This window comes from Dyadobacter sp. (assembly GCF_039919315.1).
Lineage (GTDB): Bacteria > Bacteroidota > Bacteroidia > Cytophagales > Spirosomataceae > Dyadobacter.
Genome location: NZ_JBDSFX010000102.1, coordinates 316977 through 342948 on the forward strand (window position 1 = coordinate 316977; position 25972 = coordinate 342948).

20 protein-coding genes are annotated in these 25972 nt (G+C 45.7%); 8 read left to right on the plus strand and 12 right to left on the minus strand.

Annotation, left to right across the window (positions count from 1 at the left end):
* Position 1: 1 nt before the first annotated feature.
* From ABIO93_RS30895 to ABIO93_RS30910, 4 genes are all read right to left on the minus strand, one after another.
* The gene (locus tag ABIO93_RS30895; protein WP_348073898.1) at positions 2 to 958 is read right to left on the minus strand and encodes a glycosyltransferase family 2 protein; all 957 of its coding nucleotides are present in this window, start codon (positions 956 to 958) and stop codon (positions 2 to 4) included.
* Positions 955 to 1887, minus strand: a complete 933-nt coding sequence (locus ABIO93_RS30900; RefSeq protein WP_348073899.1) for a glycosyltransferase family 2 protein — start codon at positions 1885 to 1887, stop codon at positions 955 to 957. The genes ABIO93_RS30895 and ABIO93_RS30900 overlap by 4 nt, the downstream gene beginning before the upstream one ends.
* Complete coding sequence (locus tag ABIO93_RS30905; protein WP_348073900.1) at positions 1888 to 3708, minus strand: ABC transporter ATP-binding protein; 1821 nt, start codon at positions 3706 to 3708, stop codon at positions 1888 to 1890. It lies immediately after the preceding gene.
* 114 nt (positions 3709 to 3822) lie between these two features.
* Positions 3823 to 4809: a glycosyltransferase family 2 protein gene (locus ABIO93_RS30910; RefSeq protein ID WP_348073901.1), complete on the minus strand. Its 987-nt coding sequence runs from the start codon at positions 4807 to 4809 to the stop codon at positions 3823 to 3825.
* A gap of 809 nt (positions 4810 to 5618) precedes the next feature.
* On the opposite strand from ABIO93_RS30910, the gene ABIO93_RS30915 reads away from it, so the two are divergent.
* Positions 5619 to 6800, plus strand: a complete 1182-nt coding sequence (locus ABIO93_RS30915) for a putative sensor domain DACNV-containing protein (RefSeq protein WP_348073902.1) — start codon at positions 5619 to 5621, stop codon at positions 6798 to 6800.
* Positions 6801 to 6809: 9 nt separating this feature from the next.
* On the opposite strand, the gene dinB is transcribed toward ABIO93_RS30915, so the two are convergent.
* Positions 6810 to 7916, minus strand: coding sequence for a DNA polymerase IV (gene dinB / locus ABIO93_RS30920; RefSeq protein WP_348073903.1), 1107 nt, complete (start codon positions 7914 to 7916; stop codon positions 6810 to 6812).
* 172 nt (positions 7917 to 8088) lie between these two features.
* On the opposite strand from dinB, the gene ABIO93_RS30925 reads away from it, so the two are divergent.
* Positions 8089 to 10236, plus strand: coding sequence for a M43 family zinc metalloprotease (locus ABIO93_RS30925; protein ID WP_348073904.1), 2148 nt, complete (start codon positions 8089 to 8091; stop codon positions 10234 to 10236).
* A 65-nt stretch (positions 10237 to 10301) separates the two neighbouring features.
* On the opposite strand, the gene ABIO93_RS30930 is transcribed toward ABIO93_RS30925, so the two are convergent.
* Positions 10302 to 10697, minus strand: coding sequence for a hypothetical protein (locus ABIO93_RS30930; protein ID WP_348073905.1), 396 nt, complete (start codon positions 10695 to 10697; stop codon positions 10302 to 10304).
* A gap of 323 nt (positions 10698 to 11020) precedes the next feature.
* On the opposite strand from ABIO93_RS30930, the gene ABIO93_RS30935 reads away from it, so the two are divergent.
* The 4 genes from ABIO93_RS30935 (at position 11021) to ABIO93_RS30950 (ending at position 18002) form a co-directional block, all read left to right on the plus strand.
* On the plus strand, positions 11021 to 14602 hold the full coding sequence (locus ABIO93_RS30935; protein ID WP_348073906.1) for a SusC/RagA family TonB-linked outer membrane protein: 3582 nt from the start codon (positions 11021 to 11023) through the stop codon (positions 14600 to 14602).
* Between the two features lie 23 nt (positions 14603 to 14625).
* Positions 14626 to 16209, plus strand: a complete 1584-nt coding sequence (locus ABIO93_RS30940; protein ID WP_348073907.1) for a RagB/SusD family nutrient uptake outer membrane protein — start codon at positions 14626 to 14628, stop codon at positions 16207 to 16209.
* A gap of 97 nt (positions 16210 to 16306) precedes the next feature.
* Positions 16307 to 17077, plus strand: a complete 771-nt coding sequence (locus tag ABIO93_RS30945) for a 5'-nucleotidase (protein ID WP_348073908.1) — start codon at positions 16307 to 16309, stop codon at positions 17075 to 17077.
* Complete coding sequence (locus tag ABIO93_RS30950) at positions 17049 to 18002, plus strand: metallophosphatase (RefSeq protein ID WP_348073909.1); 954 nt, start codon at positions 17049 to 17051, stop codon at positions 18000 to 18002. The genes ABIO93_RS30945 and ABIO93_RS30950 overlap by 29 nt, the downstream gene beginning before the upstream one ends.
* Here the strand turns inward: ABIO93_RS30950 and ABIO93_RS30955 are convergent.
* The 3 genes from ABIO93_RS30955 to ABIO93_RS30965 form a co-directional block, all read right to left on the minus strand.
* The gene (locus ABIO93_RS30955) at positions 17999 to 19630 is read right to left on the minus strand and encodes a Na+/H+ antiporter (protein WP_348073910.1); all 1632 of its coding nucleotides are present in this window, start codon (positions 19628 to 19630) and stop codon (positions 17999 to 18001) included. The two genes, ABIO93_RS30950 and ABIO93_RS30955, sit on opposite strands and share 4 nt — an antisense overlap.
* Positions 19631 to 19656: 26 nt before the next feature.
* Complete coding sequence (locus tag ABIO93_RS30960; protein WP_348073911.1) at positions 19657 to 20982, minus strand: cytochrome P450; 1326 nt, start codon at positions 20980 to 20982, stop codon at positions 19657 to 19659.
* Between the two features lie 105 nt (positions 20983 to 21087).
* Positions 21088 to 21567, minus strand: a complete 480-nt coding sequence (locus ABIO93_RS30965; protein WP_348073912.1) for a DNA starvation/stationary phase protection protein — start codon at positions 21565 to 21567, stop codon at positions 21088 to 21090.
* A 203-nt stretch (positions 21568 to 21770) separates the two neighbouring features.
* On the opposite strand from ABIO93_RS30965, the gene ABIO93_RS30970 reads away from it, so the two are divergent.
* Together ABIO93_RS30970 and ABIO93_RS30975 are read left to right on the plus strand one after the other, a co-directional pair.
* Entirely contained in the window at positions 21771 to 22454 is a 684-nt protein-coding gene (locus ABIO93_RS30970; protein WP_348073913.1) for a lipid-binding SYLF domain-containing protein, read from the plus strand.
* Between the two features lie 11 nt (positions 22455 to 22465).
* Positions 22466 to 22666 (plus strand): KTSC domain-containing protein, encoded by a 201-nt coding sequence (locus tag ABIO93_RS30975; RefSeq protein ID WP_348073914.1) that lies wholly within the window; start codon positions 22466 to 22468, stop codon positions 22664 to 22666.
* A 5-nt stretch (positions 22667 to 22671) separates the two neighbouring features.
* On the opposite strand, the gene ABIO93_RS30980 is transcribed toward ABIO93_RS30975, so the two are convergent.
* From ABIO93_RS30980 to ABIO93_RS30990, 3 genes are all read right to left on the minus strand, one after another.
* A complete protein-coding gene (locus tag ABIO93_RS30980; RefSeq protein WP_348073915.1) occupies positions 22672 to 22860 on the minus strand; it encodes a hypothetical protein in 189 nt (62 codons plus the stop codon).
* 80 nt (positions 22861 to 22940) lie between these two features.
* Positions 22941 to 24653, minus strand: a complete 1713-nt coding sequence (locus ABIO93_RS30985; protein WP_348073916.1) for a GMC family oxidoreductase — start codon at positions 24651 to 24653, stop codon at positions 22941 to 22943.
* A gap of 15 nt (positions 24654 to 24668) precedes the next feature.
* The gene (locus ABIO93_RS30990) at positions 24669 to 25868 is read right to left on the minus strand and encodes an alpha/beta hydrolase-fold protein (protein WP_348073917.1); all 1200 of its coding nucleotides are present in this window, start codon (positions 25866 to 25868) and stop codon (positions 24669 to 24671) included.
* Positions 25869 to 25972 lie beyond the last annotated feature (104 nt).

Here is a 25972-nt window from a genome sequence, read left to right on the forward strand (position 1 = left end):
ATCACCTGGATTTTTTGAAAAGTGCCTTTCTCTTGTAGTTCAGCGCTTTGAAATAATAAGAAATAAACGTCTTCGTGTTAACAAGGGCATGTAAGATTTTCAGCTGACGAATACTGACCAGGTTTGCATGGTACATCATGTACTTGTAAAGTTTCTGCGTGCTGGCGGCATTCCTTTCCAGCAATTTTTCCTTTTCATCCGGGCTGAGAACAGTCGATTCATTGATCCGATTTATCATTCGCTTCCTGAACTGTAATTCACCGGCTTGCATGATCTGGATATTGCGGCTGGTGTTTCTTTGGTGAATGCGGATTAATGTTTTAGCGGCATCATCATCGCAAAAGCTGTAACGCGCGCCCTCAACGGCACAAAGAAACCAGAATTCCCAATCTTCCGTGTAGTTGCTGAATTCGGGAAAACCTTTTACTTTCTCAACAGTATTTCGACGTAGCATCGGGCTGCTAACAACCGCAATGTTTGAATAAATTAATGTATTCACCACCTCATAACCAGCTGCATTGATCTTCGGGAGCCAGTGATGATTGTTCATTTCATAGTCGGGGTAGACGATATCCGGCTTGTCCGTTTCAAAATACAGGTGATTGGTATAAGAAATGTCACAGTCAGGATGTTGTTCCATAAATGCAACCTGTATTGCCAGCTTTTCTTTGCTTAATAAATCGTCAGCGTCCAAAAACTGAATGTACTCGCCTTTTGAATGTTTGAAACCCAAATTACGTGCTACCGAAACACCACTGTTCTTCTGTACTAAATAACTGATGCGTGCGTCCCTGGCGGTAAATTTTCCGACAATCTCACTCGTATTATCAGATGAGCCATCGTCTACAATGATAGCCTCCCAATTCTCATAACTTTGGTCGAGAAGATTGTCAAGGGTTTGGTCAATGACGAAACCATAATTGTATGACGGAATGATAATGCTGACTAACTTGCTCATAACCATTGCTTTGTCTTGCCTCCCCAGATTTTCCTCAATATCCAAAAGAATTTACTTTTGTTAGACTTTCTTAGCAGGCTGGTTAATAATTCTTTATTGTCCCAAATGGCGAGACCGTAGGAAATGCCAGCAACCGACTTATTTCTTTTAATACTCAATGTGTAGAGCCTTGTGATGAGGGCCTTGGTTGCTCCGCTCGCTTTTTGAGCACATAACCACAGCCATTCGCTTTCTCTTTCCAACTCCTCCAATTTCTGATCCTTGTTTTTTGAAACCGACTTCAAAGCGAGTATATCCGTATTGTTCTTGCCATGCTGCCGATATCTGACAAGCGCCTGATCAACAAAGTCAATGGTACCGTGCGTTGTGGCAATGTAAGCCAGCCATTGATCGTAATGAAATTTTTCAGGAAATGGTAATGCCAGCGGAAGAACCGAATTTCTCATGAAAATGCTATGACCTGAAACACAATTCAGATACAAAAACACTTCGGGACGGCCTCCCCGGTAAAAGTTGAATTTGTCAGATATTTTAGTTTCCATCGATTTACCCGAGCGATCTATGAAGACAGAATCGTGGTAAATCAGTAGATTTTCTTTCACTGCGTCAAGCTGCATTTTTAACTTATCCTTGTCCCAGATATCGTCCTGGTCGCAAATCGCAATGAATTCTCCCTGACAGAGTTTCAGCGCTTTTTCGAAGTTCTTGTTATAGCCTAAATTGCTGTCGTTGTAATGGATGATAAATCTTGTGTCACGCAATGCATACGATTTCAGTATAGCCTGGGTCTCGTCTTGCGAGCAATCATCGACAATGATGATTTCCCAGTTATTGATGCTTTGATCAAGAATGGAGTCCAGTTGTTCCTTGATAAAATCACTGCCATTGTAGGTGCACAAGGCGATGGAAATGAGCGGCTTACCTTCCATTTAAGCTTCCGTAAATTGCTGCATGTCAATCAATCGCTTATACAAACCCTCGTGGGCGATCAGTTCCAAATGATTTCCCTGTTCAACAATTTTTCCATCCTCCAAAACCAGTATCGTATCCGCCTTTTGAATGGTGCTCAACCTGTGAGCAATGACTAGCGACGTCCTGTTTTGCATTAGATTGTTCAGCGCTTCCTGCACCAGTTTTTCCGATTCAGTGTCCAGGGCGGAAGTCGCTTCGTCCAAAAGCATGATGGGCGGGTTTTTTAGAACTGCCCTGGCGATACAAATGCGCTGCTTTTGGCCTCCCGACAGTTTCATTCCACGGTCGCCGATATTGCTATCATAGCCATTTTCAGTATCCATAATGAACTCGTGAGCGTTGGCGACCCTGGCTGCAGCCTCAACTTGCTCCATCGTGGCCTCAGGATTACCAAATGCAATGTTCTGATAAATCGTATCATTGAAAAGCATCGATTCCTGGTTCACGAAACCGAACATGGACCAAAGCGATTCCTGTTTGATCTTTTTCAAATTGATCCCGTCGATCGTCACGCTTCCTTCCTGCGCATCGATAAAGCGGGGTATCAGGTCCATTAATGTTGATTTTCCACCACCCGACGGGCCGACTAGTGCGACGGTTTTACCTTTTGGAATGATCAAATTGATATTTTTCAATACCGGCCGGGAAGGATAGGCGAAAGAAAGATTTTCGAGCCTGATAGCGTCGTTGAATTCATGAATGTCAATGGCATCCGGCGCGTCCTTGATCTCAGGTTTCTCATCAATCAGTTCGAGTACACGTTCACCAGCAGCGATACCTGCGTGAATAGTGCTGAAAGAGTCCGTCAATGCTTTGGCCGGCCTCATTACCTGCGAAAATAATGCGATGTATGCCACAAATTTGGACACGCTAAGCTCGGACTGGTTGTCAAGAATAAGAGAACCACCGTAGAGTACAATGATCGCTACCATTGTAACACCCAGGAATTCCGAAACGGGTGAACTAAGCTGCTGCCTGCGCGCCATTTTTCTACCCAACTCTGAGTAGCGGATGTTTTCCTGATGGAATTTGTCCTTTATTTCCTCAGTAGCATTAAATGCCTTGATCACTTTGATACCCGACAATGCCTCATCAAGGTAACTGATCATAAGCCCAAAAAGATGTTGCGCCTGAGTGGCCTGCTCTTTTAGTCTTTTTACAATTTTTGAAATCAGGAATGCGGATACCGGTATCACCAGAATCGCAAAAAGGGTAAGCTTTACCGAAGTGGCAAAGAGCATGAAGATGTACGCGATCAATTGCAGCGGCTCTTTGAAAACTACCTGTAATGTACCCGTGACAGAAAACTGTACTACCTGTACGTCTGAGGCAATTTTGGCAATGATGTCGCCTTTTCTCTGGCTGCTGAAATAGCCGACGTGCATATTCATTACATTGTTGAAAACGGTTTTTCTCAAATTCAGTAGTGTATGAATCCGCAGGTTTTCCATGACCCGCTGCGAAAAATACTTGAATATATTGGAGAGAAGAACCGAGCCTACGATCACCCCGCAGACCAGTTGTAGCGCTCCATGCGCGCCATAGGTAAGATTTACCTGTTGTGCGTAGTAATTCAGAGAACCTGTAACATCAACCCAACTTTCAGGTTTTTCGATGAGTTCCGCTCCCTGGGTTGTAAAGAGCGTGCTGAGCAGGGGAGCGAGCAATGCCAGATTTAATGTGTTAAATATGACCCCCAGAACTGTGAAAACGATGTAGGGAAACGCAAATCTGGCAATGGGTTGGGCAAAAGATAATAATCTGAAGTATGTTTTCATTATTCCAAAAATGGCATAACTGCATATGCCTAAAAGTAAAATAGCCGGAAATTAAAGAACTTCCGGTTGGGGACGCAAATTAATGCTTATCGGTGGAAAGTGTGTAGTTTGAGGTTATAATTTAATGACTTGCTTGTATTTGAGCATGATACGAATATTCTCGATGATGTCGGTGATACCAATGGTGGATTTATACGTACTCATTTGCTTCTTAAACGCAGTCTTCTTCACTTTCAGTTCACTCATATTTTTAAGAAAATCTACGTAAGCCTGTGCTTTGTAGAACTGAAGGGTGAGGATACTGGGCAGTACATCACTCAAAATGACCTGAGCATGATAGAATTTCAGATCGGCTCCCTGTAAATGCAGATGATGCATGTAATAGCGGTTGCGGAAATAGATCCTTTTGATGGAGTAGTGGTTTTTGTGACCTTTCGTAGTAGCCGAAACCTCATGACGGCACACGGCATTGTGCTCGTAGTAGCATTTCCAGCCTAATCTCCATGCCCGGATTGACATTTCCTGATCTTCCCCGTAATAGGGATTGAACATTTCGTTAAAACCATCAATCTCTTTCAACTTTTTCGTATCCATCAAAGCAATAGCGCCGGAGAGATAAAAAGTAGGTGTCAGACTGTCGTCGGAATCCTTTAAATAAAAGAAGTTATTAGGCTTTATTTTCCGGCCCAGAATCCGTGGAGACCTGGCCGCATCCAGAATGTTGTCGTCTTTCATGCCGATAATCCGGCCCATGACACCGAAGGTATCTTCTAGCTCAAAATATTTGTATAGCTTTTCAAAATAGCCTTCTTCGAGCGTTACGTCAGTGTTGAGAAGGAAAATAAGATCGTTGGAAGCATGCTGGATACCCAGGTTACAGGTGTGGGCGAAACCCGAATTTTGCTCTTTGCGGATGATGGTAAGGTTGCTACCATACTGTTTTTCAAGGTAAGCCACCGAATCATCTGTGGAAGCATCATCGACCACAATGATCTGAACGTTTGTTCCTAACTCGTTGATTATCTTGTAATTATTCTCAAAATACTTTTCGAATAAGTGCTTTCCGTTATAATTCGGAATTACAACTGAGATGCTTCTCATTAATTATACAATTTAGTGTAGAGTATATAGTGTTCCTATAATGCTAATTTTAGTTATTTGAATGTCAGAACCAGAAAAATAAGCCGCATTTCAAACGGTGTTAATCCTACTTCATTGTTTTAGGCGCAAAACCACGCCTTTATATCAATAATTGAGCCAGTTTCGAGCTGGTCACAGCACAAGCACTTCGAGCGGTACGCAGGCACTGTAAACGTTAACTTTTTTGGTTTAGGCACTAAAATTTTTTCAGGATCTCAGATCCTGTCTTACAAACTTTATCTTAGTGATGAGGGGGGAATAGAATAGGTCCGGAGACTACTAGGTCTTCTCAGAGATTATGGGTAAGCTGTTTTCAGTACTATCCAAACACTTTATTTGATTATAACCATTTTGTGTTCCAGTACCTGAAAAATGCTGGTTTCGTTGCAGGCAAGATATATTATTTATCAGTTCAATCATTACTATCGTCCTTTTTATTTTCGCGAGCTGGCTCCATGGCTATCGTATATCCGGCTTCATGTAATAAGATGCGCTTAGGGGAAAATGGTTGGAAAAAAATTTTGAAAATTTGTAATTAATTTAAATTGACCATTTATTTATTAAACGGAAATACCTCTGTATCAATTTCTAATGTGAACGCAGAATTAAAAAATAAATGTTCGTTGTGTGAAAAAAAATACGCAGGTAAGTATACAAATTATGGCGAGAGTCACCATGAATCTAAAAGCGCGGAATGTTCCACCAACTTTTTAAAGAAAGACTTTGTTGATCAGTTTAGCCTGGCATTTTGCGCATAAAACCACATTGTAATGATTGATAATACCCGTTTAAACATTCAGACCCACGACACAGTTCCTGTAACTACCTACAAAGCAGCTCGTTCGGTTGCTGGGTTTGTTGCCGGCCATTTTGAGCGCCACCATAACTCGGTAAAGGTTCACTATGAACAAGAACTCGCTCCCAAACCTGATGCGCGTATCATTGAGACCATTATAGATACCACTTTCTGGGCAAGCCTGCGAAGAGAGGAGGGGAGATCACCCAAAGTATCCATTGCTTTTCTGCCGCCTGAAAGCGCCGAGCACCCGCTGATATTTAGTGAGAAATTATCCCTTACTGCCAATACGCTCACCAAGCTTGCGCCTGCCGTCGAGCGTTCCGGGATTCATTTGGGCGTGTGGCTGGAAGATGGAGAGCTCAGGATCTGGGGAACAACACGCGTGATACCGGGTTTGTGCTTCGTGCTGGAAGTGATCGAGCCGGGTATGCTGGTGATCAAGCATCGGAGGGTCGATGGTTTTGGGAAATTTGTCAATGTAGCGGTTTTGAAAGGTGATCAAGTCAAGATCGTTAATGAAGCGAGCGGAAAGGTAAGGGATTGCCCCTCGCTGATCAATTCCATGATTGGCTTCACTTCCTCTACTTTGTGGAATGATTCACTCAATCTGCTCGTTCAGCTTGCCGTCTCGATGCGTAGCCATGAACGGGGCGGCATTTTGCTGGTAGTACCGAAGGGTAAAGAAAACTGGCGCAAATCGATCATTCACCCCATTACTTATCATGTGGAGCCTGCTTTTTCAGAACTGGCTGACCTGCATAGTAAATTTATCAACGAACTGCATCCGATTAGCTGGCAAAGTCAGTTGAGTTCGGCGATCAATAATCTGGCAGGGCTTACGGCGGTGGACGGTGCGACCATTATCAATGACAGTTACGAGTTGCTGGCGTTCGGAGCCAAGATAGGACGTGCAGCCGGAGGGCAGCCAGTGGAGGAGATGCTGGTAACGGAGCCGATTATAGGCAATGAAGGAGTGGTGGTACATCCCGTTCAAAACGGTGGTACGAGGCATTTGTCGGCAGCCCAATTTGTTTATGATCAGCGCGACGCCATCGCATTGGTCGCTTCTCAGGATGGCAGGTTTACGATTTTTTCGTGGGCGCCATGCGAGAATAAAGTGCAGGCGCACAGGGTCGACGCATTGCTTTTATAGTTCCTAGCTTCAAGGGAACAGTTCCAGCTGCTCAGGGTCACGGTACTTTCTGGACCTGATTTCAGGTTCCAGAAAATTAGAAAGCGAAATACCGAGGAGCCTGACGGGTTTGTCGGCCAGATCAACCTTATCGAGCAGGGACTTGGCAGTTTCCGTGATTGTATCCATGTCGCCTACCGGCGTAGCAAAGGAGAGGTTTCGGGTGATCTGAGTGAAATCGCTATATTTAATTTTCAATGTAATGGTCCGCCCTTTCAACTGGTTTTTGGTAAGGCGGTTATAGACGATCATTCCGATTCGGTCCAGTTCCTTATGCATTTCTTCCCGGGTGGTCAGGTCGTACGTAAATGTGTCTTCGGCACCCAGCGACTTGGTTTCCCGGTGTGTCTGCACCTCGCGGTTGTCAATACCTCTGACGATTTTGTAAAAGAAATGCCCAGTCTTGCCAAAATGCTTTACTAACTCATTTTCTGAAAGTTTTTTAAGATCCGCACCTGTAAACAGCTGCATGCTTTTCATTTTGTCGGCGGTAACCTTTCCTACGCCAAAGAACTTTTCAACCGGAAGGTTATTGATAAAACTTTCCACCTTGGAAGGTCCAACAAATGTCAGCCCGTCGGGTTTGTTAATGTCCGATGCGATTTTGGCCACGAACTTGTTAACCGAAACCCCGGCAGAAGCAGTGAGATTTAATTCATCTTTGATCGCTTTTTTGATTTGGGAAGCGATCTCCATGGCAGAACCGATCTGTAACTTATCCTCGGTCACATCCAGGAATGCTTCGTCCAGTGATAAGGGTTCGATCAGATCCGTATATCGGGAAAAAATTTCCCGGATACTGCGCGAAACGGATTTATACACTTCAAATCTTGGATAGACAAAAATAATATCCGGACAAAGCTGGATTGCTTTCCGGGACGACATCGCCGACCTCACGCCGAATTTTCTTGCTTCATAACTGGCGGTCGCTACTACTCCTCTACCCGTTGGAGAGCCTCCTACGGCCAATGGTTTGCCCCGGTACTCAGGAAAATCACGTTGTTCAACCGACGCATAGAATGCATCCATGTCAATGTGAATGATCTTTCGTAATGTTACCGGCGGAGTTTCAGACATGCGATCCTGTTTTATGTGCGTATGCGGGAACGTTTATTTCAATTAAAAACAAATTAAATAATTTACAATTCGCATCACTTAGTAGTTTTTTTTCGTAGTTCTCTAATAATTACGGTTCATTCTCTGATTTTACATAGAAACCATTCTATTACACAGCTTTCTGACGTTTATAATGCGATATACTATACCTTCTTTTAAAGCATCTATATTAGTTCTTTTTGCAGCAATTGCCTTTTTTATTGCCCATCCGGCCCATGCGCAGGAACGTTGCGGTACGATGGAACTGCTGAACCAGAGATTTAGCAAACAGCCCGCGCTCAAAATCATGTTTGATCAACGCGAGCTTCGATTAAAAGAAGTGATCCGCCAACGGGTAGCATCAGGAAAAACGCTCAAAACGAATGCCGAGGTGACGATCCCTGTTGTTTTTCATGTTGTATTAAGCAGGCAAACCCAGGTAACAGACGCCCAGATTATGGCGCAACTTGATACCATTAACAAAGACTATGCGGGTTCTAATGGCAGTTCCAGTAGAGTTCCTTCTCATTTCAAATCATTATTCGGCCAATCAGGAATTCAGTTTTGCCTCGCCCAACGCACACCTGAGGACGCGCCGTCAACCGGTATCGTGCGGTACACGACCACACGCACTTCCTTTGATTATACCACCAATCAGGTGAAGCACGCCGAATCGGGTGGAGCGGATGCCTGGGATACGGATAAATATTTGAATATCTGGATCTGTGACCTTTCCGGTGGAACATTGGGGTATGCGACCTTCCCGGACGACGGCGTAAAAGATGAGCAAGGAGTGGCTGTCGACTATGGCAGCTTGCCTGGCGGCAATGTCACCAATTACAATGAGGGTAAAACGCTGACGCACGAGATCGGCCATTATTTTAACCTCTTCCATATATGGGGGGACGACAACGGAACCTGCTCTGGTAGCGATCAGGTGGATGACACGCCGAACCAAAGCAATAGTACCGGTACATGCCCAACAGGCATTGTAACAGACAGATGTACTACTACTGCTCCCGGTATCATGTATCAAAACTACATGGATTACACTTCGGACGGATGCTTGTCAATGTTTACAAAAATGCAGGTGGCCCGGATGGAAGCAGCTTTTACAACCTACCGGTCGCTGCTGAGCATGTCCAATGGCTGTACGCCGGTCGATGTCAAAAATAAGGATGCGTCCTTGAAATCGATCAGGCAGCCTGATCAGCGGATCTGTACCAATACGCTGACACCGCAGGTCACGCTGGTCAACAAAGGAAAGGAAACACTTACTTCGGTGATCATTCATGCGGTCATCGATAATGGGACTGTTCAGAATTTCACCTGGACAGGTTCATTGGCCACTTTTGCAGAAACGACCGTTACATTGCCACAGCTGTCTACCGTAGAGGGAAATCATATTTTAAGCATCTATACCAGCAATCCCAACGGTGCATCCGATGAGGATACGTCCAATGACTCGCAAAACCTTGACTTCATTTATTATAAACCGTTCAATGCGCCTGTTACCGAGAGCTTCGAAGGCTTATTCCCGCCCCAGGGCTGGGACATTGTGAATGAGGATGCCAGCACAACCTGGGAGAAAACGACCTCAGCCGCAAAAACTGGTAGTGCTTCTGTTCGAATCGCCAACTTTGGTAATCAGGAAATAGGCCGGAAAGACTACCTCAGATCACCCACAGTAACCATTGCCGGTACCGACTCGGCTTTTGTCTCGTTCCAGGTGGCAGCCGCTACTTACACAACACCTTCGGCGCAGGGGAATGTGTGGGATACATTGCAGGTGCTGATCAGTACCGATTGCGGGCAGACTTACACGAGTGTTTACAAAAAATGGGGTTCTGACCTTGTCACCCGCAGCACAGCCACCCGCACGGCCTTCACGCCGACTGTGAATGAGTGGAGAAGGGAGGAAATCAATATTAGTAACTATATAGGCCAGGGCGAAGTGCTGGTGGCATTCCTGAATACCAATGGAAACGAAAACGATATATTCCTGGATGACATTAACATCAGGACGGTCACCATCAATCCGAACCTGAAAGAAGCAGGCTTCCTGGTATCGCCAAATCCGACCAGCGAACTGGTATCCGTACAATTCTATCCGCATCCGGAAGGGTTGCAATCCGTTGAAATCTATAATGCGACAGGGAAAAAAGTAACTGAAAAAGTAATCACAGGAGATGTGGCATCCAATGTATACGACTTTAACCTGACCAATTATTCGGCCGGATTATACATTGTGAAAGCAACATTCAGGGATAGGGTTTTGACGAAGAAAATCATCAAAAATTAAGAATAGGGCATAAAAAAACAGTTTAACCAATTCAGATCGTCGGATTGGTTAAACTGTTTTTCTTTTTAATAGATCCTTTTGACAACGACTTTGCTGTTGGTTTGAGCAATAGCGAATTCTTTTGCGTTTTCATTAGGTGGAGAAATGAAGATCTGTTTTTTCTTTTTTCCGTCCGTGCTGACCCAGTTAGCCGAATAAATTTCCGGCAATGTGCCTGAATAAATGGGGTGGTTATCGGAGAGCATAAATACCTCTTCCAGCTCGTAGGCCAGTTCCAGATCGCTTCCTTCAATCACATCACATATTATTTTCAGTTTGCCGAAATCATCGTCCACCAGGCCTTTGATCCTAGCTTTTCCGAAGAAAGGATCTTCTTCAAATTCCCAACGAGTGTAGTACTCAATTACATTTCCAATCTGAGAATCAATATAGTCGGCGGTTAGCAGTTGTTCCTGGCTCATGGTCATAGTTATTTTCTTGCGCTCCTTTTTTCAATTCAAAATTCAACACCAGCACATTCTGGCATTTTGACAAATGTAATCGGAAGCAGGTTGTTTCCAAAGATTCTTACTTCTGTTTCATCAATATTTAGAAAATAAACAAATAGATGCCAATATTTTTTTTGGTCTGTATCAAACTGCCGTCATATAGTCGGTCAGGTTAGCGGATGGATCGTGAAAGTGCCCGATTTATAACCGTTGGAAACATAGGGTACGGTTTTTGTCTGGCTAGGCTCATTAGAATTCAGTCAGGACAATGTCCTATCACCTAGCCAGAAATTAGTATGCGAAAAACTCAACGAGCCAGTGAGCCCGGTCCCTGTTCGGATAAGCTCACTTTTTTGAGGATTGGTTTCTTTCTGATGCTGTTCACCGTTTGCAATTACACCTTTACCTATGCGCAGCAAACAGCACCTGATACCATCCGGAAAGTAAAGCAGGACACGCTTCCCAGACCGGTTACTCCACCGACTGCTACCCCGGCCAAGCCGGCTACCGACACCCTCCCCAAACCTAAAAATACCACAGACACAACAGCCAAACCCGCCAATACCGGGATTTTGGCCAAGCCGACGCAAAGCTTCGATCCGCTGGTGAAGCCTGCTTTGCAACCTGACACATTAAAATCGAAAGCTGCGACAGATTCTTCGGTAACACCAGCCAGCAAGCCGGATAGCGCTAATCTTCCTAAGAGTCAACCTGTAAACAATGCTCCTGCTCAAACCACGCAACCAGCCGCCCAACCTGCGGACAGCGAGGGTTTGAAATCCAATGCAGCTGGTCTCAGCGACCCCGGACCGGGTGCCAAAGCGATCAAAGGAACGGTTGTCGATGAAAAAGGCGTCGGGTTGCCGGGTGTAAGTGTGTTGGTAAAAAGCACCCAAATACAGGCCATTACCGAGGTTGACGGCTCTTTTGTAATGAAAGTACCGGCACAGTCAGGAACATTGGTTTTTAGTTTTGTGGGTTTTACAGCCCAGGAAATTGCGGTCGGTAACAAAACGCAATTCAATGTACAGTTGCAGCCCGAGGCCAAAGCATTGAAAGAGGTCGTTGTAGTAGGTTATGGTGCCCAAAGCAAGCGTGATCTTGCCAGTTCCACTTCCCGGGTATCTGCAACCGAATACAAATCTGCTGTGATTAACACGATAGATCAGGCATTGCAAGGAAGAACTTCCGGGGTGCAGGTGGTGGAAACATCCGGCGAGCCCGGTGCAGCAGCGGTGGTTCGGATCAGAGGTAATAATTCACTGAGCGGCAACAATGAGCCTTTATATGTGGTTGATGGCTTCCCGATGCCACCTTACCGCGAGGCTGGGGCTAATTTCTCAGGTGCATCTTCGCAAAATGGCCTGTACGGTATCAATCCTAATGATATCGAAAGCATGGAAATATTAAAAGACGCCTCTGCAACCGCTATCTATGGTTCAAGAGGAGCAAATGGCGTTGTTCTGATCACTACCAAAGCTGGCAAACGGGGCGAAGGTCGTGTAGATCTGGTGAGCAAAACTTCATTTGGTTCGATCAGAAATCCCATTAAAATGATGAATTCCAGGCAATACGCGGAGACGATCAATGAAAGTTTCATCGCAACTGACCGTAATCCACCTTTCGAAAATCTGGACAGTGCATTCACGAATACTGACTGGGTAGCGGCTGTAACGCAGCCAAGTTTTCGACAGGATGTTACATTGAGCCTTTCAGGTGGTAGCCCAAAATCATCGTATTATATCTCAGGGAATTATCTCAAAGAAAAAGGAACGATCATTAATTCAGATAACAACAGAGGTAGTCTCAGGGTCAATCTGAACAACGAGATCAATGATTGGTACACGGTCAAAGGGCAAATTTCATTTACACGTCAGAAGTCAAACCGGGCAGTCACCGCGTCCCGCGCCTGGCCCAACTCGGGCGGGTTAATGGACGGACTGCGCGCTGCACCTACACTTAGTCTCGACTATCTGGGCAATAATAGTCTCGGCATTCCGAATTATCAGGGTTATTACTTTTCAAATCCTTACAATGAGCTGACGGCCAAAACCGATGTGACCCAGAATGATTACTCCATTCTTAACCTGGAAAACTATTTCAAACTGGTGGATGGTCTGCAACTCGTTGTGAGCCTGGGAGGTAATCAGAACCTGACGCGCAGGAAGGTATTTTTGCCGCCATCCACAGCAGAAGGGAATGGCGTTCAGGGAAAAGGGAGCAACAATACGTCCAACACTTACAGTTATAATGTCAATGCGTACCTGCAATATGAAAAGACATTCAGGAAAAATCATTACCTGAATTCGACATTGGGTGTGGAATATAACGACCAGACTGTTGAATTCGTCAACACCAATTCATCTGGTTACGCGGTTCCGTTTTTTGGAATAGATAATATAGGAAGCGCCCAGTCGCAAGCCATCGGTTCATTCAAAGAAAAAAGGATTCTGCAATCCGGATTTCTGCGGGCAAATTATTCATTTAAAGGCAAATATGTTCTCAATACATCGGTACGCATTGATGGAGCATCGCCATTTGCAGCCAATAGAAAGTACGGCGTTTTTCCATCTGTAGCATTGGCCTGGAACCTGGAAGAAGAAGAATTTATGAAAAGCGTCTCGTTCGTATCCAATACCAAACTGAGAGCGTCGTATGGTGAAACTGGCAGCCAGGCTATTGGGCCCTATTCTTCGCTTTCGCAATACAGCAGCGGATTTTACGAAATGGGACCTGGTGGTGACGGCGCCGTGATCAATACCGGCATTTATCCCAATACCATTGCCAATCCTAATCTTTCCTGGGAGCGCACGCGCCAGTTCAATGTCGGAGCGGATTTCAATACGGCCAAAGACAGGCTCGTGTTTAGCTTTGATTACTACAATAAGGTAACCTCAGATCTGCTGCAACCACGAAAAGTGCCGACCCAGTCCGGTGTTGGGACGATTATCGATAATTATGGAACGATGCGCAACCGGGGTGTAGAGCTGAGCATTCAGGCCAATATCATTCAAAAGAAAAATGTAACGTTCTCGTCTCGATTCAACATTTCCAAGAACGTAAATACATTGATCGATCTAGGAGATCGCACGCAGTCTGATTATGTGAGCATCAATGGTAATTTGTTGGGAGGCGTGTCAGGCATTCTAACGCCAGGGGAAGATATCGGAAGGTTTTTCGGATTTAGAGTAGCAGGATTAACTCAAACCACCGACTTTGACGCCAATGGCAACCCAACCTTTGCAACTTTCGAAGGCCCCAAGCCTCCCGGAACGAAAGGTACACCCTTCTATGGAGCCTGGATCTACGCGGACGAGAACGGGGATAACCTCATCAATGCCGATGACCGCGTAGTATTGGGCAAATCCACGCCAGATTTTACATTTGGGTGGAGCAATGACATTACCTGGAAGAAATTTTCGGTCAATGCATTATTTACCGGTTCCGTCGGAAATGATGTGCTTAACCTGACTAATTTTTACATTATGAATGGGGTAGTGGATTACGGAGGTGTGGGTTTCAACCAGTCGCAAGAATGGTATGACAAACGTTACACCGAATCCAATCCGCATAATGATCCCAAGTACCCGGGAATCCAGCGCGGAATTGCCTCCGGCGACATTAACTCGACCATGTTAGAAGACGGTAGTTTTGTAAGGCTCAAAATGCTCAGTCTTGCCTATACATTCCCAAGATTAGGACCGGTTCAAAATCCGCGGCTTTTTGTAACAGGTACCAATTTGTGGACGCTTACCAGGTACACAGGTTTTGATCCCGAGGTAAGTTCCTATGGCCAATCGCTTCTGCAACAGGGCATTGATTACGGTGCCTATCCTTCGCAACGTTCCTATACCATTGGTTTCTCCTGCAATTTTTAGTCATGACTCAACGCATTATTCCTATGAAATATCACATAAAAATTACCGTACTGCTTTTGCTTGGAATTTTCTCCTGCAAAGACAATTTGGAAGAATCACCATTTTCTTCATTGAGCAAAGATGTAGTGTTTAAAGACGAAAACGGCCTGAACCAGGCCACGATCGGCGTTTACCACGCATGGACCGCGCCGGATTTTACGGACATTACCAGCAGGTTTATCCTCACCGAATCCGGCCATCGCTATGCAACTGCGGGACTTTCCGGCTCAGGCTCCGATCCTTATTACAGGTTTGGGCACGTTTCTACTTCCGGCGCATTCGAATCGGTCTGGTCCAGGTTTTACAAAATTATTTTCCGGGCCAATACGGTGATCGCCAATGCAAAACTGGCAGTACCAGGTGAAGAGGAGGAAGCGGATCCGTACATTGCGGAAGCGCGGTTTTTAAGAGGATATGCTTATTTCAATCTGGTGAGGTACTTTGGTGGAGTGCCGCTGATATTGGAAGAAATCAACTCACTCGACGATGAGGATCTAATTTTTGCCCCCAGATCTACCAATGCGCAGGTTTACGACGCGATTTTGGAGGATTTGACATTTGCGGAAGCCAATCTTCCGGATTCCCGTGGCGGAGCTGAGCTAGGGCGCGTTTCCGCAGGTACAGCCAAAGCGATGCTCGGAAAAGTATACCTGACGATGGCAGGAAAACCATTGAATGTGACGGCTAATTACCAAAAGGCTGCGGATAAACTGGCTGAACTGGTAGGAGCTGAAAATGAAGAAAAGTACGATTTCGAGCTGATACCTAACTTTCCGGACATCTTCACATTGTCCAATGAAAGAAACCGTGAGGTAGTACTATCATTTGGCTACTTTATCAATTCTTCTAATCCGAATGGCAACATTCTTCCATTCAATCTTTTCCCTTCCGGGCTGGTCAATGGTGATGAGCAAACCAATTATGGTCTGACCTACGATTTTTACAAACTATTTGAAAAAACAGACACCCGACGGGATTTCACACTCGTGTACAGGTATGTTTTTCAGGGTGGTGCAAGGGCAGGAGCGGAGCCGGGCGATAGCATTATTTACAACCCGACTATTAGCAACTACATTGTAAAGCGTACTAATGCACCCTTCGCTCACGATGATTTCAAATACGGAATAGCCTTCGGAAAATTGGCGCGTGCGGCCAGACCAGCCGGTGCAGCGGTGCAAGGTTACAGCGCCGACCTGATCGAAATGCGTTTTTCAGACGTCCTTTTAAGTCTGGCAGAAGCGTTAACCGAGACCGGTAAAACAGCCCAGGCGCTTCCGTTGCTCAATCGGGTGCGCGCGAGGGCCAAAGCCACTCCTTCGAAAGCAACGACTGTGGCAGCCCTCCGTGCAGCGATACGCAATGAGCGACGGCTGGAACTTTCGGGGGAATTCAACACGGTTTTCGACATAAGGAGATGGGGTACATTAAAGGAAGAAATTGCGGCGATGTCCGATGGACAGATCGTTGACAATGTGCTGGTTCCCTACTCGGAAAGGCTTGAAATATATCCCATACCCCAGTCGCAGATCGACGCTAATCCCAACTTGCGTCAGAATGATGGCTGGTAGGAGAAATCAATTCATGGTTCTTAAAAAGGTGCTTTGATGTTTCAAGGCACCTTTTTTGGGAGCAAAAAATCGCTATTTTTATCACAAAATAGCCATTATGACAATTTCCTTCAAACGCTGGCAAGGGACGCTGCCGCTGATTTTCAGCATAGCGCCGCTTGCTTTTCCTTCCTGCCATCGCCATTTGTCAGTCGCCAAAAGTGACTACAAGCAATATAACATGGATACGCAACTCGCTGTGGATTCGGCGGTTGTGAAGTATTACCTGCCTTACAAAGAGAAAATGCAGGCCGAAATGGGCAAGGTAATCGGGCAAACCGAGCAGGAGCTGACTAAGCCTTCGACCCCGGAGACTCTGATGGGAAATTTCTTTTCGGATGCTATGCTGAAAGAAGGTTTGAAAAAAGATCCTACCATTCAGTTTACATTGTCGACCAAGGGAGGGTTACGTACTACTTTTCCAAAAGGTAATATCACGGTTTCCAATGTCTTTGAGCTTATGCCGTTTGAAAATGAGATGGTTGTACTCAAACTCACCGGGCAGAATGTGCAGCAGGTGATCGACTTCATTGTGAAAAAAGACGGTGAGCCGGTTTCGGGTATCCGCATGAAAATCAAGGATCACAAAGCCTTTGACATCACCATTGGCGGCCAGCCTTTTGATATTAACAAAACCTATAACTTACTGACCTACGATTATCTGGCTGACGGAGGCGACGATCTGGAATGTCTGCGAAATCCGATTGAAAGAAGGGAAATCAACCAGAAAGTAAGGGAAGCTATTTTAGAAAACATTCAGGACCTGACCAGTCAGGGTAAAAAAATAAATGCTCAACTCGATGAAAGAATTATTATCGTCAAGGATTGACCGAAGGGGCTTTCTTCAAAAAGGCGCTGCTGGTGCCGCATTACTGGCATTGGGCTCGGCACCATTCGATTCTTTTGGGAAAGATTCAGCCGTACAGCTCACGATTTTACATACCAATGATGTGCACAGCCGCATTGAACCATTTCCGATGGACGGCTCTCGTAACCAGGGCCTGGGAGGCGTGGCTAGGCGGGCTGCATTGGTAAAGAAAATCAGGGAAGAACAGAAAAATGTGCTGTTGCTGGACGCTGGCGACATTTTTCAGGGAACGCCTTACTTTAATTTGTATGGCGGTGAAGTGGAAATGACGGTCATGTCGGACATGGGTTATGATGCTGCGACCATGGGTAATCATGATTTTGATAATGGACTGGCCGGTTTTGCCAAACAGCTTCCACACGCCAATTTCCCGTTCCTCGTCAGCAACTACAACTTTGACAATACCGAGCTGAAAGGAAAGACTCAGCCTTTTAAAATATTCAAAAAACAGGGGATCAAAATTGGTGTTTTTGGATTGGGAATTGAGCTTTCAGGAATCGTGAACAAGAAGAATTATGGCGAAACGGTTTACCTGGAACCGATCGCCAAGGCCAATGAAATGGCTTCATTACTAAAAAACGAACATCATTGCGACCTGGTTATTTGCCTGTCGCATTTGGGATATAAATACAAGGAGGAGAAGGTTTCAGACCAGATCCTGGCGAAATCCACCCGGAACATTGACCTCATCATCGGCGGCCATACCCATACATTTATGAAGGTACCCGAGGATATTATGAACCTGGACGGTAAGATCACCACTGTCAACCAGGTAGGTTTTGCAGGCATCAATCTAGGACGACTTGATTATTTTTTCAACCGGGATTCTGGCAAACAGAAAATGGTCGCTTCGGTGTATCCTGTTCACGAGTACGGCCTGGTTTAATATTCCGGCAGCGATCTGTCCATGTGCAGAAATTGCTGCCGGATCTTTTCTTCTTCCAGATCCAGCTGAGCAAGATGCTGCTTGATGACTTCCTCTTCAAATGCTTCCTTTTTATTGAATTTGTGAAGAAGGGTTCTTTTTCGTTCCAATAACTCTTTGGTAATCAGCTGATACTTCTCAACATATTCGTGGCCTGAATGAAGCGGATCGGATTCGCGGACGTGGTTCAGGAAACCAAGGTCACTTTCCAGTTTGTATTTAAGGCTTTGCAGGAGCTCGTTTTTCGGAATTTCCTCTGCGTACTTTTCATTGATCATGTTCAGCGATTCTTCGGCTAATTTTCTTCGGATCATCATATCTTGCTCCTGGGAAGAAACAGCATAATCCAATTCGTTCACATTCATCCATTTAATCACCAATGGAAGGGTAAGGCCCTGAAATACAAGCGTAACCAAGATCACCACGAATGTAATAAAGAGGATCATATTCCGCTGAGGAAATGACTGGCCACCATTGATCAGCAAGGGAATGGATAAAGCGGATGCCAACGAAACCACTCCCCGCATACCCGTCCATCCGAAAATAATGGGCATGCGAAAACCAGGCCTGCTGTCGGCAGTTTTGATCACATTACTGATCAGTACCGTGAAAACAGAAGCGCCCAATGCGCTGACGAGCCGGGTAATGATCACGACCACTGAAATGATCATCCCGTACTTAATAGCCGCATATAACGAGGTATCCCCCAGTCCATTCACGATCACGGGAAGTTCGAGCCCTATCAGCATGAAAACGATTCCATTTAAGACAAAACCAATGGTATCCCATACATTCACGCCCTGAATCCTGCTGAGGTGGCTCAATATGCTGTGGCTGTTTTTAGAAAGGAAAAGCCCGCCCGTCACCACCGCAATCACTCCTGAAAAATGAAACTCTTCTGCGGTAATGTACATCGTGTAGGGTGCTACGAAAGTCAATATCGTGTCCATACTCGGTGTAGTGGGCAGCCATCGATGAATGGCGTAGAAGACCAGCGCAATGATCATTCCGGTCGCAAACCCCATGATGATGACAACAAAGAAGCTGGACACTGCGTCTGCAAAAACGAATGTGCCGGAAACAATGGCCGTCAGCGCAAAGCGGAAGACGATCAAGCTCGATGCGTCATTGAGCAGGCTTTCGCCTTCAACAATGGTAATCAGCCGCTTGGTAACCTTAATGTCTTTTAGAATGGATGTAGCAGCGACCGCGTCGGGAGGTGAAATAATCCCGCCCAGCAAAAAGCCCAGCGGCAATGTGAAGCCAGGGATAATGGAATTGGACACATAGGCTATGACGCAGGAAGTGAAAATGACGATCCCGAAGGCGAACGAGCCGATCACGCGCCGCCACTTCCAGAAATCTTTCCAGGAAGTCTGCCACGCTGCTTCATAGAGCAGGGGCGGCAGAAAGATTAGAAATATCAGTTCGGGATTGATAGCGACGGTAGGAAGGCCGGGGACAAAACTCAATGCGAGTCCGCCGAGTACCAGCACAATGGGATATGAAACTTTGATACGCTGCGCCAACATGACAAGAAAAAGAATTGCGACGATCAGCGAAATGTAAAGGATAATGGTGCTATGCATAAAGAATGTTCAGGTAGAGACTGGTTTTACCGGATGTATAATTTAATACCATTTGTCGATTTAAGTACGATCTGCGGGTGCATTCCCACCGAATGGGAAGGGTCTGTTTCGAATGTAAACCTTTTCACCAATGCAGCCAGGATCAGCTGCATTTCCATCATGGCGAACTGCTGACCAATACAGATCCGCGGCCCCGCACCAAAAGGCAGGTAATTGAATTTAGCCCGGTTTTTAACATTTTCCGGGTTGAAATTAGCAGGGTTAAACGTCAAGGGGTCTTTCCAGAGATTGGGATTTCGGTGCAGTTCAAACACCGACATGAACACTGAATTTCCTTTGACCAACTGGTAACCTTCCACTTCATGATCGACAATAGCCTCACGCGTCATCGTCCACGCAGGCGGGTACAGGCGCAGGCCTTCCTCTATGACCTGGCGCGTGTAAGGCATTTGCATGAGTTGCTGAAATGTGGGGACATTGTCGAATATCGCCGCTTCCTGTCTGATCTTAGTAACGATATCGGGTTGCCTGGACAGTTCCCAAAGCAACCAGCTCAGCCCCGTAGCGGAAGTTTCATGCCCCGCCGCGAACATAGTGATCGCTTCATCGCGGATCTGCTGGTCATTCATCTGCTCTCCGGTTTCCTCATCAACACTATCCAGAAGCAACTGCAAAAGGTCATTGGGCCTATCACCGGAAATGCGGCGCTGTTTGATGAACTCAAATACCAGCTGGTTGAAGTAGGCCAGGTCGGTGCGAAAGCGTTTGTCTTCCCCATTCACAGCCATCCATGGACGCCGGTAAGGTTTTCTTACGCGGGTAACCAGATACGTCTGTGTCCTGCTTACCTGCTTGTATATCTGCGCCTTATCCTCTGTGGTCATATTTCCAAAAAGCGTTTTGAGCGCGATATCAGAGGTAATGCTCATCATTTTGGCGTCAATATCAACCGCCTCTTGGCCCCTAAAACTTTCCATCTCGTCCAGAAACGAAGCCGTGAGCTTGCCCATTTCTATAAAAAGATCCTGCAACCTTTCGCGGTGAAAAGCGGGCTGTACCAGTCTGCGCTGGCGTAGCCAGAAATCGCCGTCGCTCGTCACGAGCCCGTTGCCAAGCACCGGGCGCAGCATTTTGGCCGAATTTCCTTTTTTGAAATACTTGTTATTTTGCTGCAAAACGTGCCTGAAAAAAGCCGGGTCACGACTCACCACGAACTCGCGGAACAATCTCAGACGGAATGTATCGCCGCAGTTATCAAAGCCTTGTTGGAGGAAATGCAAAGGGTCACCTGCAAATTTGAAGGCTGCCAGCAAACTGAATTTTCCGATCCTGAACTCGGGAATAGGACGCATTGTTCCGGTTTTTAAGAGAATTTATGCAAATAAGTGATAACACACAAAAAAACCACCCCGTTTAGGAATGGTTTCTTTCGAGTAATCTCCGGTTTTAGAAAAACGCTATTTTTTTCCTGCAAACGAGCGCAGCATCCAGGTGTTCTTTTCCTTGAATTGCATAAAACGATTTACCATATCATTGGTACCGTCGTCGCTCGCCTTGTCACTGGCTTCCAGTAATTCTCTTTCCAGGCTGATGAGTTTCGCCATATCATCCAGAATGGCATCTACCATATCCAGGTCTTTTAAACCAATGGTATCGATCTCCTTGATCGACGACTCGTTGATATAATCTGCAAAACGGCTGTGCGGCGGCTTGCCTAATGTGAGCACACGCTCGGCAATTTCATCGATGGTGAGCTGTGCATTGGTGTATAGTTCTTCAAATTTTACGTGCAATGTGAAGAAGTTCTGGCCTTTGATATTCCAGTGACATCCTCTTAATTTCTGATAATGAATGTGGTAGTTGGCAAGGTAATCGTTTAAAAGATCCACAACGGGTTTTACTTCCTTTTCACTCAGGCTGATTGCTTTGGCATCCATAGTATTATTGAATTGGGTTGATATACTGATCTTTTTTCACCAAAACTATACCACAAAATCAGAATTACCTGATATATACGTTAATTCTTGCGAATAGGCTTAAAAGTTGTCGGAATGCACGTTTTTGTTGTCCATTTTCAATGATGAGACCGTTCAGGCACGATACTTTGAGGCTGATGTTAATCCCACTAATCAATCCAGTTATGTTTATTAAAAAGTTAAGATTACTCCCGTTTCAGTTCATGTTTATTGTAGGGATGTGTTTGTCTGGCGCATCGTTTGCCCAGGACAAAGAGGTTGACAAGATCAAGGCTGCGGCGGCTGTGATCAACGATTTCAGTGAAATGCAGGAAAATATCCCTTCACAATTACTGGCTATTTCAAAAGGCATTATCATCGTTCCGAAAATGATCAATGCGGGCCTGGTAGTAGGAGGGAAGCATGGCAGAGGCATTGCAATGGTTAAGAAAGACAATGGCGAATGGAGCGATCCTGTTTTTGTCAGCATTACCGGTGGCAGTTTCGGTGCACAGATTGGTGTGCAGGCAGTAGACCTGGTATTGGTTTTTAAAAGCAGCAAGACACTTACAGAGATCGGGAAGGGCAGCTTTACGTTGGGCGGTGATCTTTCGGTAGCAGCCGGTCCGATGGGCAGAAGCTCTTCGGCTAGTACCGATTATAAGTTGGAGGCAGAAGTTTATTCCTATTCAAGAAGCAAAGGACTGTTTGCCGGAATTACATTGAATGGGGCTGCATTGTCCGTGGATACCAAGGCAAACAGTACGTTTTATAGTGATTTTACCAATGCTAACAATGTTTTTGAAAATTCTAAAATTTCAAACGGCGCCATCGACGAGCTCAGAGATAAGCTGGATGCATTGAACTAAAAAAAGTAGTTATGCCATCATCCGTTGTTTCCAAAATCATTTACAAAGAGGAAACAGAAACATTGCGAATCGTATATGTTTCAGGGATGGTGTATGACTATAAAAAAGTCCCCTGGGAAGTATACGAAGCCATGAAAAGCTCGGGTTCCAAGGGGATTTTTTTAAATACACACATTAAAAATAACTATGAATTTGAGAAAGTGGAAGACTAGTGTTCCTAAGCCAGCTCACAGTTTTTCTCGTTGCAAAATTTAACCTCGCCAGTCTCCTCATTCCTACATTTGACCTTTCCGGTAATTTTGGTCGTCGCACCTTTTTGAATGGATTCGTGGTTTAAAATCACCCAAATCCCCTTTTGTCCTTTGATTGTGACCTTGGTACGGTCAAAAAATTTCTGTACTGCCATCCTGTTTTTAATTTCCGGGACAAAGATAGTAAAACTAAGTACGCTCCCTAAGCGGGCTTTCCCGCCAATTACGTGATGCTCTAAATGTTTCCTTTCTTCATTTCCTTCACAGCGTAGTCCACCGCGCGCGCCGTAAGCGCCATGTAGGTTAGTGACGGATTTTGCGTAGAGGTGGAAGTCATACAGCCTCCGTCGGTTACGAATACATTAGGCACCTGGTGCATCTGGTTCCATTTGTTGAGCAGCGATGTTTTAGGGTCGTTACCCATGCGTATGCCGCCCATTTCATGATTTTCGCTGCCAGGGTTACGTTTGGTATCGGATGTCTTAATGTTGGTAAAACCGGATTTTTGCAGCATTTCACTCAGCTCATTGTAAAAATCCTTTACCATTTTCATATCATTCTCATCGAAATCCACCGACATGCGAAGCTGCGGAATGCCCCAGGCATCTTTCTTATCTTGATCGAGTGTTATAAAATTGGTCTTTTTCGGCAAGGTCTCGCCCATCATCTGTGCGCCCAGGCTCCATCCGCTTTCTTCCGGGCCAAATAATGACTCCTTTAAAGATTCACCTAATCCCGAGGTTGCATTGCCCATTTTAGAAGCGGAAAAGGATGTCGCATACCCACGCAGAAAATCAGTGTCCTGCTTGAAAACATTGCGGAAGCGAGGAATGTAAGCGCCATTAGGCCGTCTTCCATCCACCGTACTGTCATGAAACCCATCATATTCAGCGCTGACCCTGCCACGGTAATTATGAAACCCGATGAATTTGCCCAGTAAACCATTGTCGTTACCCAAACCGTTCGGAAAGCGACTTGACTTTGAGTTCAGTAATATCAGGTTCGAATTAATGGCCGAGGCATTTACGAAAACGATTTTAGCATAGTACTCCGTCATTTCTTTGGTCAAAGTATCCACTACCCGCACGCCCGTCGCCCGTTTCTTTTTCTCGTCATAAATCACAGAATGTACCACGGAATGAGGCCTCAATGTCAGATTGCCTGTTTTTTCAGCCCAGGGCAAGGTCGAGGCATTCGTACTGAAATAGCCGCCAAACGGACAGCCACGCTGGCACATATTCCGGTGCTGGCATTTGGCGCGCCCCTGCTCTGTATGTATGGGTTGCGGGTCAGTGATATGCGCAGCGCGACCGATGATCACGGGGCGGGTATTGTTGTAATTTTTGGCAGTTTGCTGGCTGAAATGCTTTTCTACGCAGCTCATTTCGTGGGGCGTCAGAAACTCGCCGTCGGGCAGCTGCGGAAGACCGTCTTTATTTCCCGAAATACCCGCAAATTTCTCCACGTAGCTGTACCAGGGTGCAATGTCCTTGTATCGGATCGGCCAGTCAACGGCAAAACCGTCTCTTGCGGGACCTTCGAAATCGAAATCTGACCAACGTTGGGTCTGCCGCGCCCATAGCAGCGACCGCCCGCCGACCTGGTAACCCCGCATCCAGGTGAATGGTTTGTCCTGCACATAAGGATGTTCCGCATCTTTGACTACGAAATGCATCGCATCTTCTCTGAAAATGTAATGCGAGCTGGCGATCGGGTTAGCCTCGCGAATGGCCAGCGTAGGTTGCCCAAGATGCTCAAATTCCCATGGCTGCATGTTCGTGGTCGGGTAGTCTTTAATATGCTCTACATTTCGTCCACGTTCCAGGATCAGCGTCTTTAAACCCTTCTCCGTCAGCTCCTTGGCTGCCCATCCGCCGCTGATGCCTGTCCCCACCACGATCGCATCAAAAGTGCGTTCTTTTACTGAATCTATATTGAAATTTGCCATATCTGAATTAAATCTTTACTTACTGGAAGGCTCTATGTGCCACACATTCGGAAGCAGCTTGTCATGCAGTAGCATGCGCCAGGTTCCCCAGTCATGTGCACCCTCGCCTCCAATGAAATACTCATGTTTGACCCCAATTTTCTCTAACGCCTTATGCGTCGCTTCGGATCTCTTACCTACAAAATCAAGTTCTCCACTGCCCAGACCGATGAGCAGGTAATTCACTTTTGATTTGACCTGAGGATCATTGAAAAAAGAGGGATTGAGTTTTTCAGGTTCAAGATCGCCTGCGCTCAGGATTCCAAAAGAGCTGAACAAGTCCAGCGCATTGAAACCTACTGCCTGCGTGTGACGCCCGCCCATCGAGAGGCCCGCTATCGCCCGTCCGTCTCTATTTTTAACCGTACTATAATGGCTGTCAACAAAAGGAACAATCTCTTTTCTCAATTCCTGCTCGAACAGTTGGTAAGTTTTTTCAAGGTGCTTGGGGTCATTTCTATGGATAACCTGGTTATTAGGCATCACGATGATCGTCGGAAGCATTTTTCCCTCCGCCAACAAATTGTCAGCAATGAAGTTGGCTCGGCCATCCAGCGTCCAACCGGAGGCCAGTTCACCGCTTCCTCCAAGCAGGTACAGCACCTTGTACTTTTTTACAGGCAGGTAACCTGGCGGCGTGTAGACAAACATTTCGCGCTCGCCATTCAACACTTTGGAATGATAAATATGCCTGGTAACATTGCCGTGAGGTACATTCAATGCATCATAGTAAGCTCCTTTTTTATCGTGCACCACCACATTGCTGTACGCTGGCTGGTTGGAAGTACCGGCTAATGTATTGTTCGGATCGGCAATCGCCACGCCGTCGAGCAGCAGCCGGTACACATAAATATTCGGCATTACCGGGCCAACTGTGAGTGACCATAAACCTTCGCCGTCTTTCACAAAGGGAATATTGGTCTTGCTTTTTAATGCCAGCAGAATGGGCCCGCCGGTCAGTTCTACTTTTTGTGCTTCCGGGGCTTTGAGACGAAATGTAATGGTATGGTCATCATGCACTTCGGGAGAAATCACATTACCGCCATAGGGAACAAGCTTCTCAGTATTTTTTTGTGGATCCCAGTCCAGGTTCACATTGGCCTGCTGCGCAAATGCAAATGGAGCAGCTGCCCAGATCAAGGCGGAAATTATAAAGTTGTATTTTAAATGTTTCATTATGAATCAGTTTAGCTACGCTGCTTAAAAGTGCTTCGATGGAGCAACGCAACCCATAACAAAGACGCAAGAATAGCAGGGATACCTACCATGGCGATTGAAAA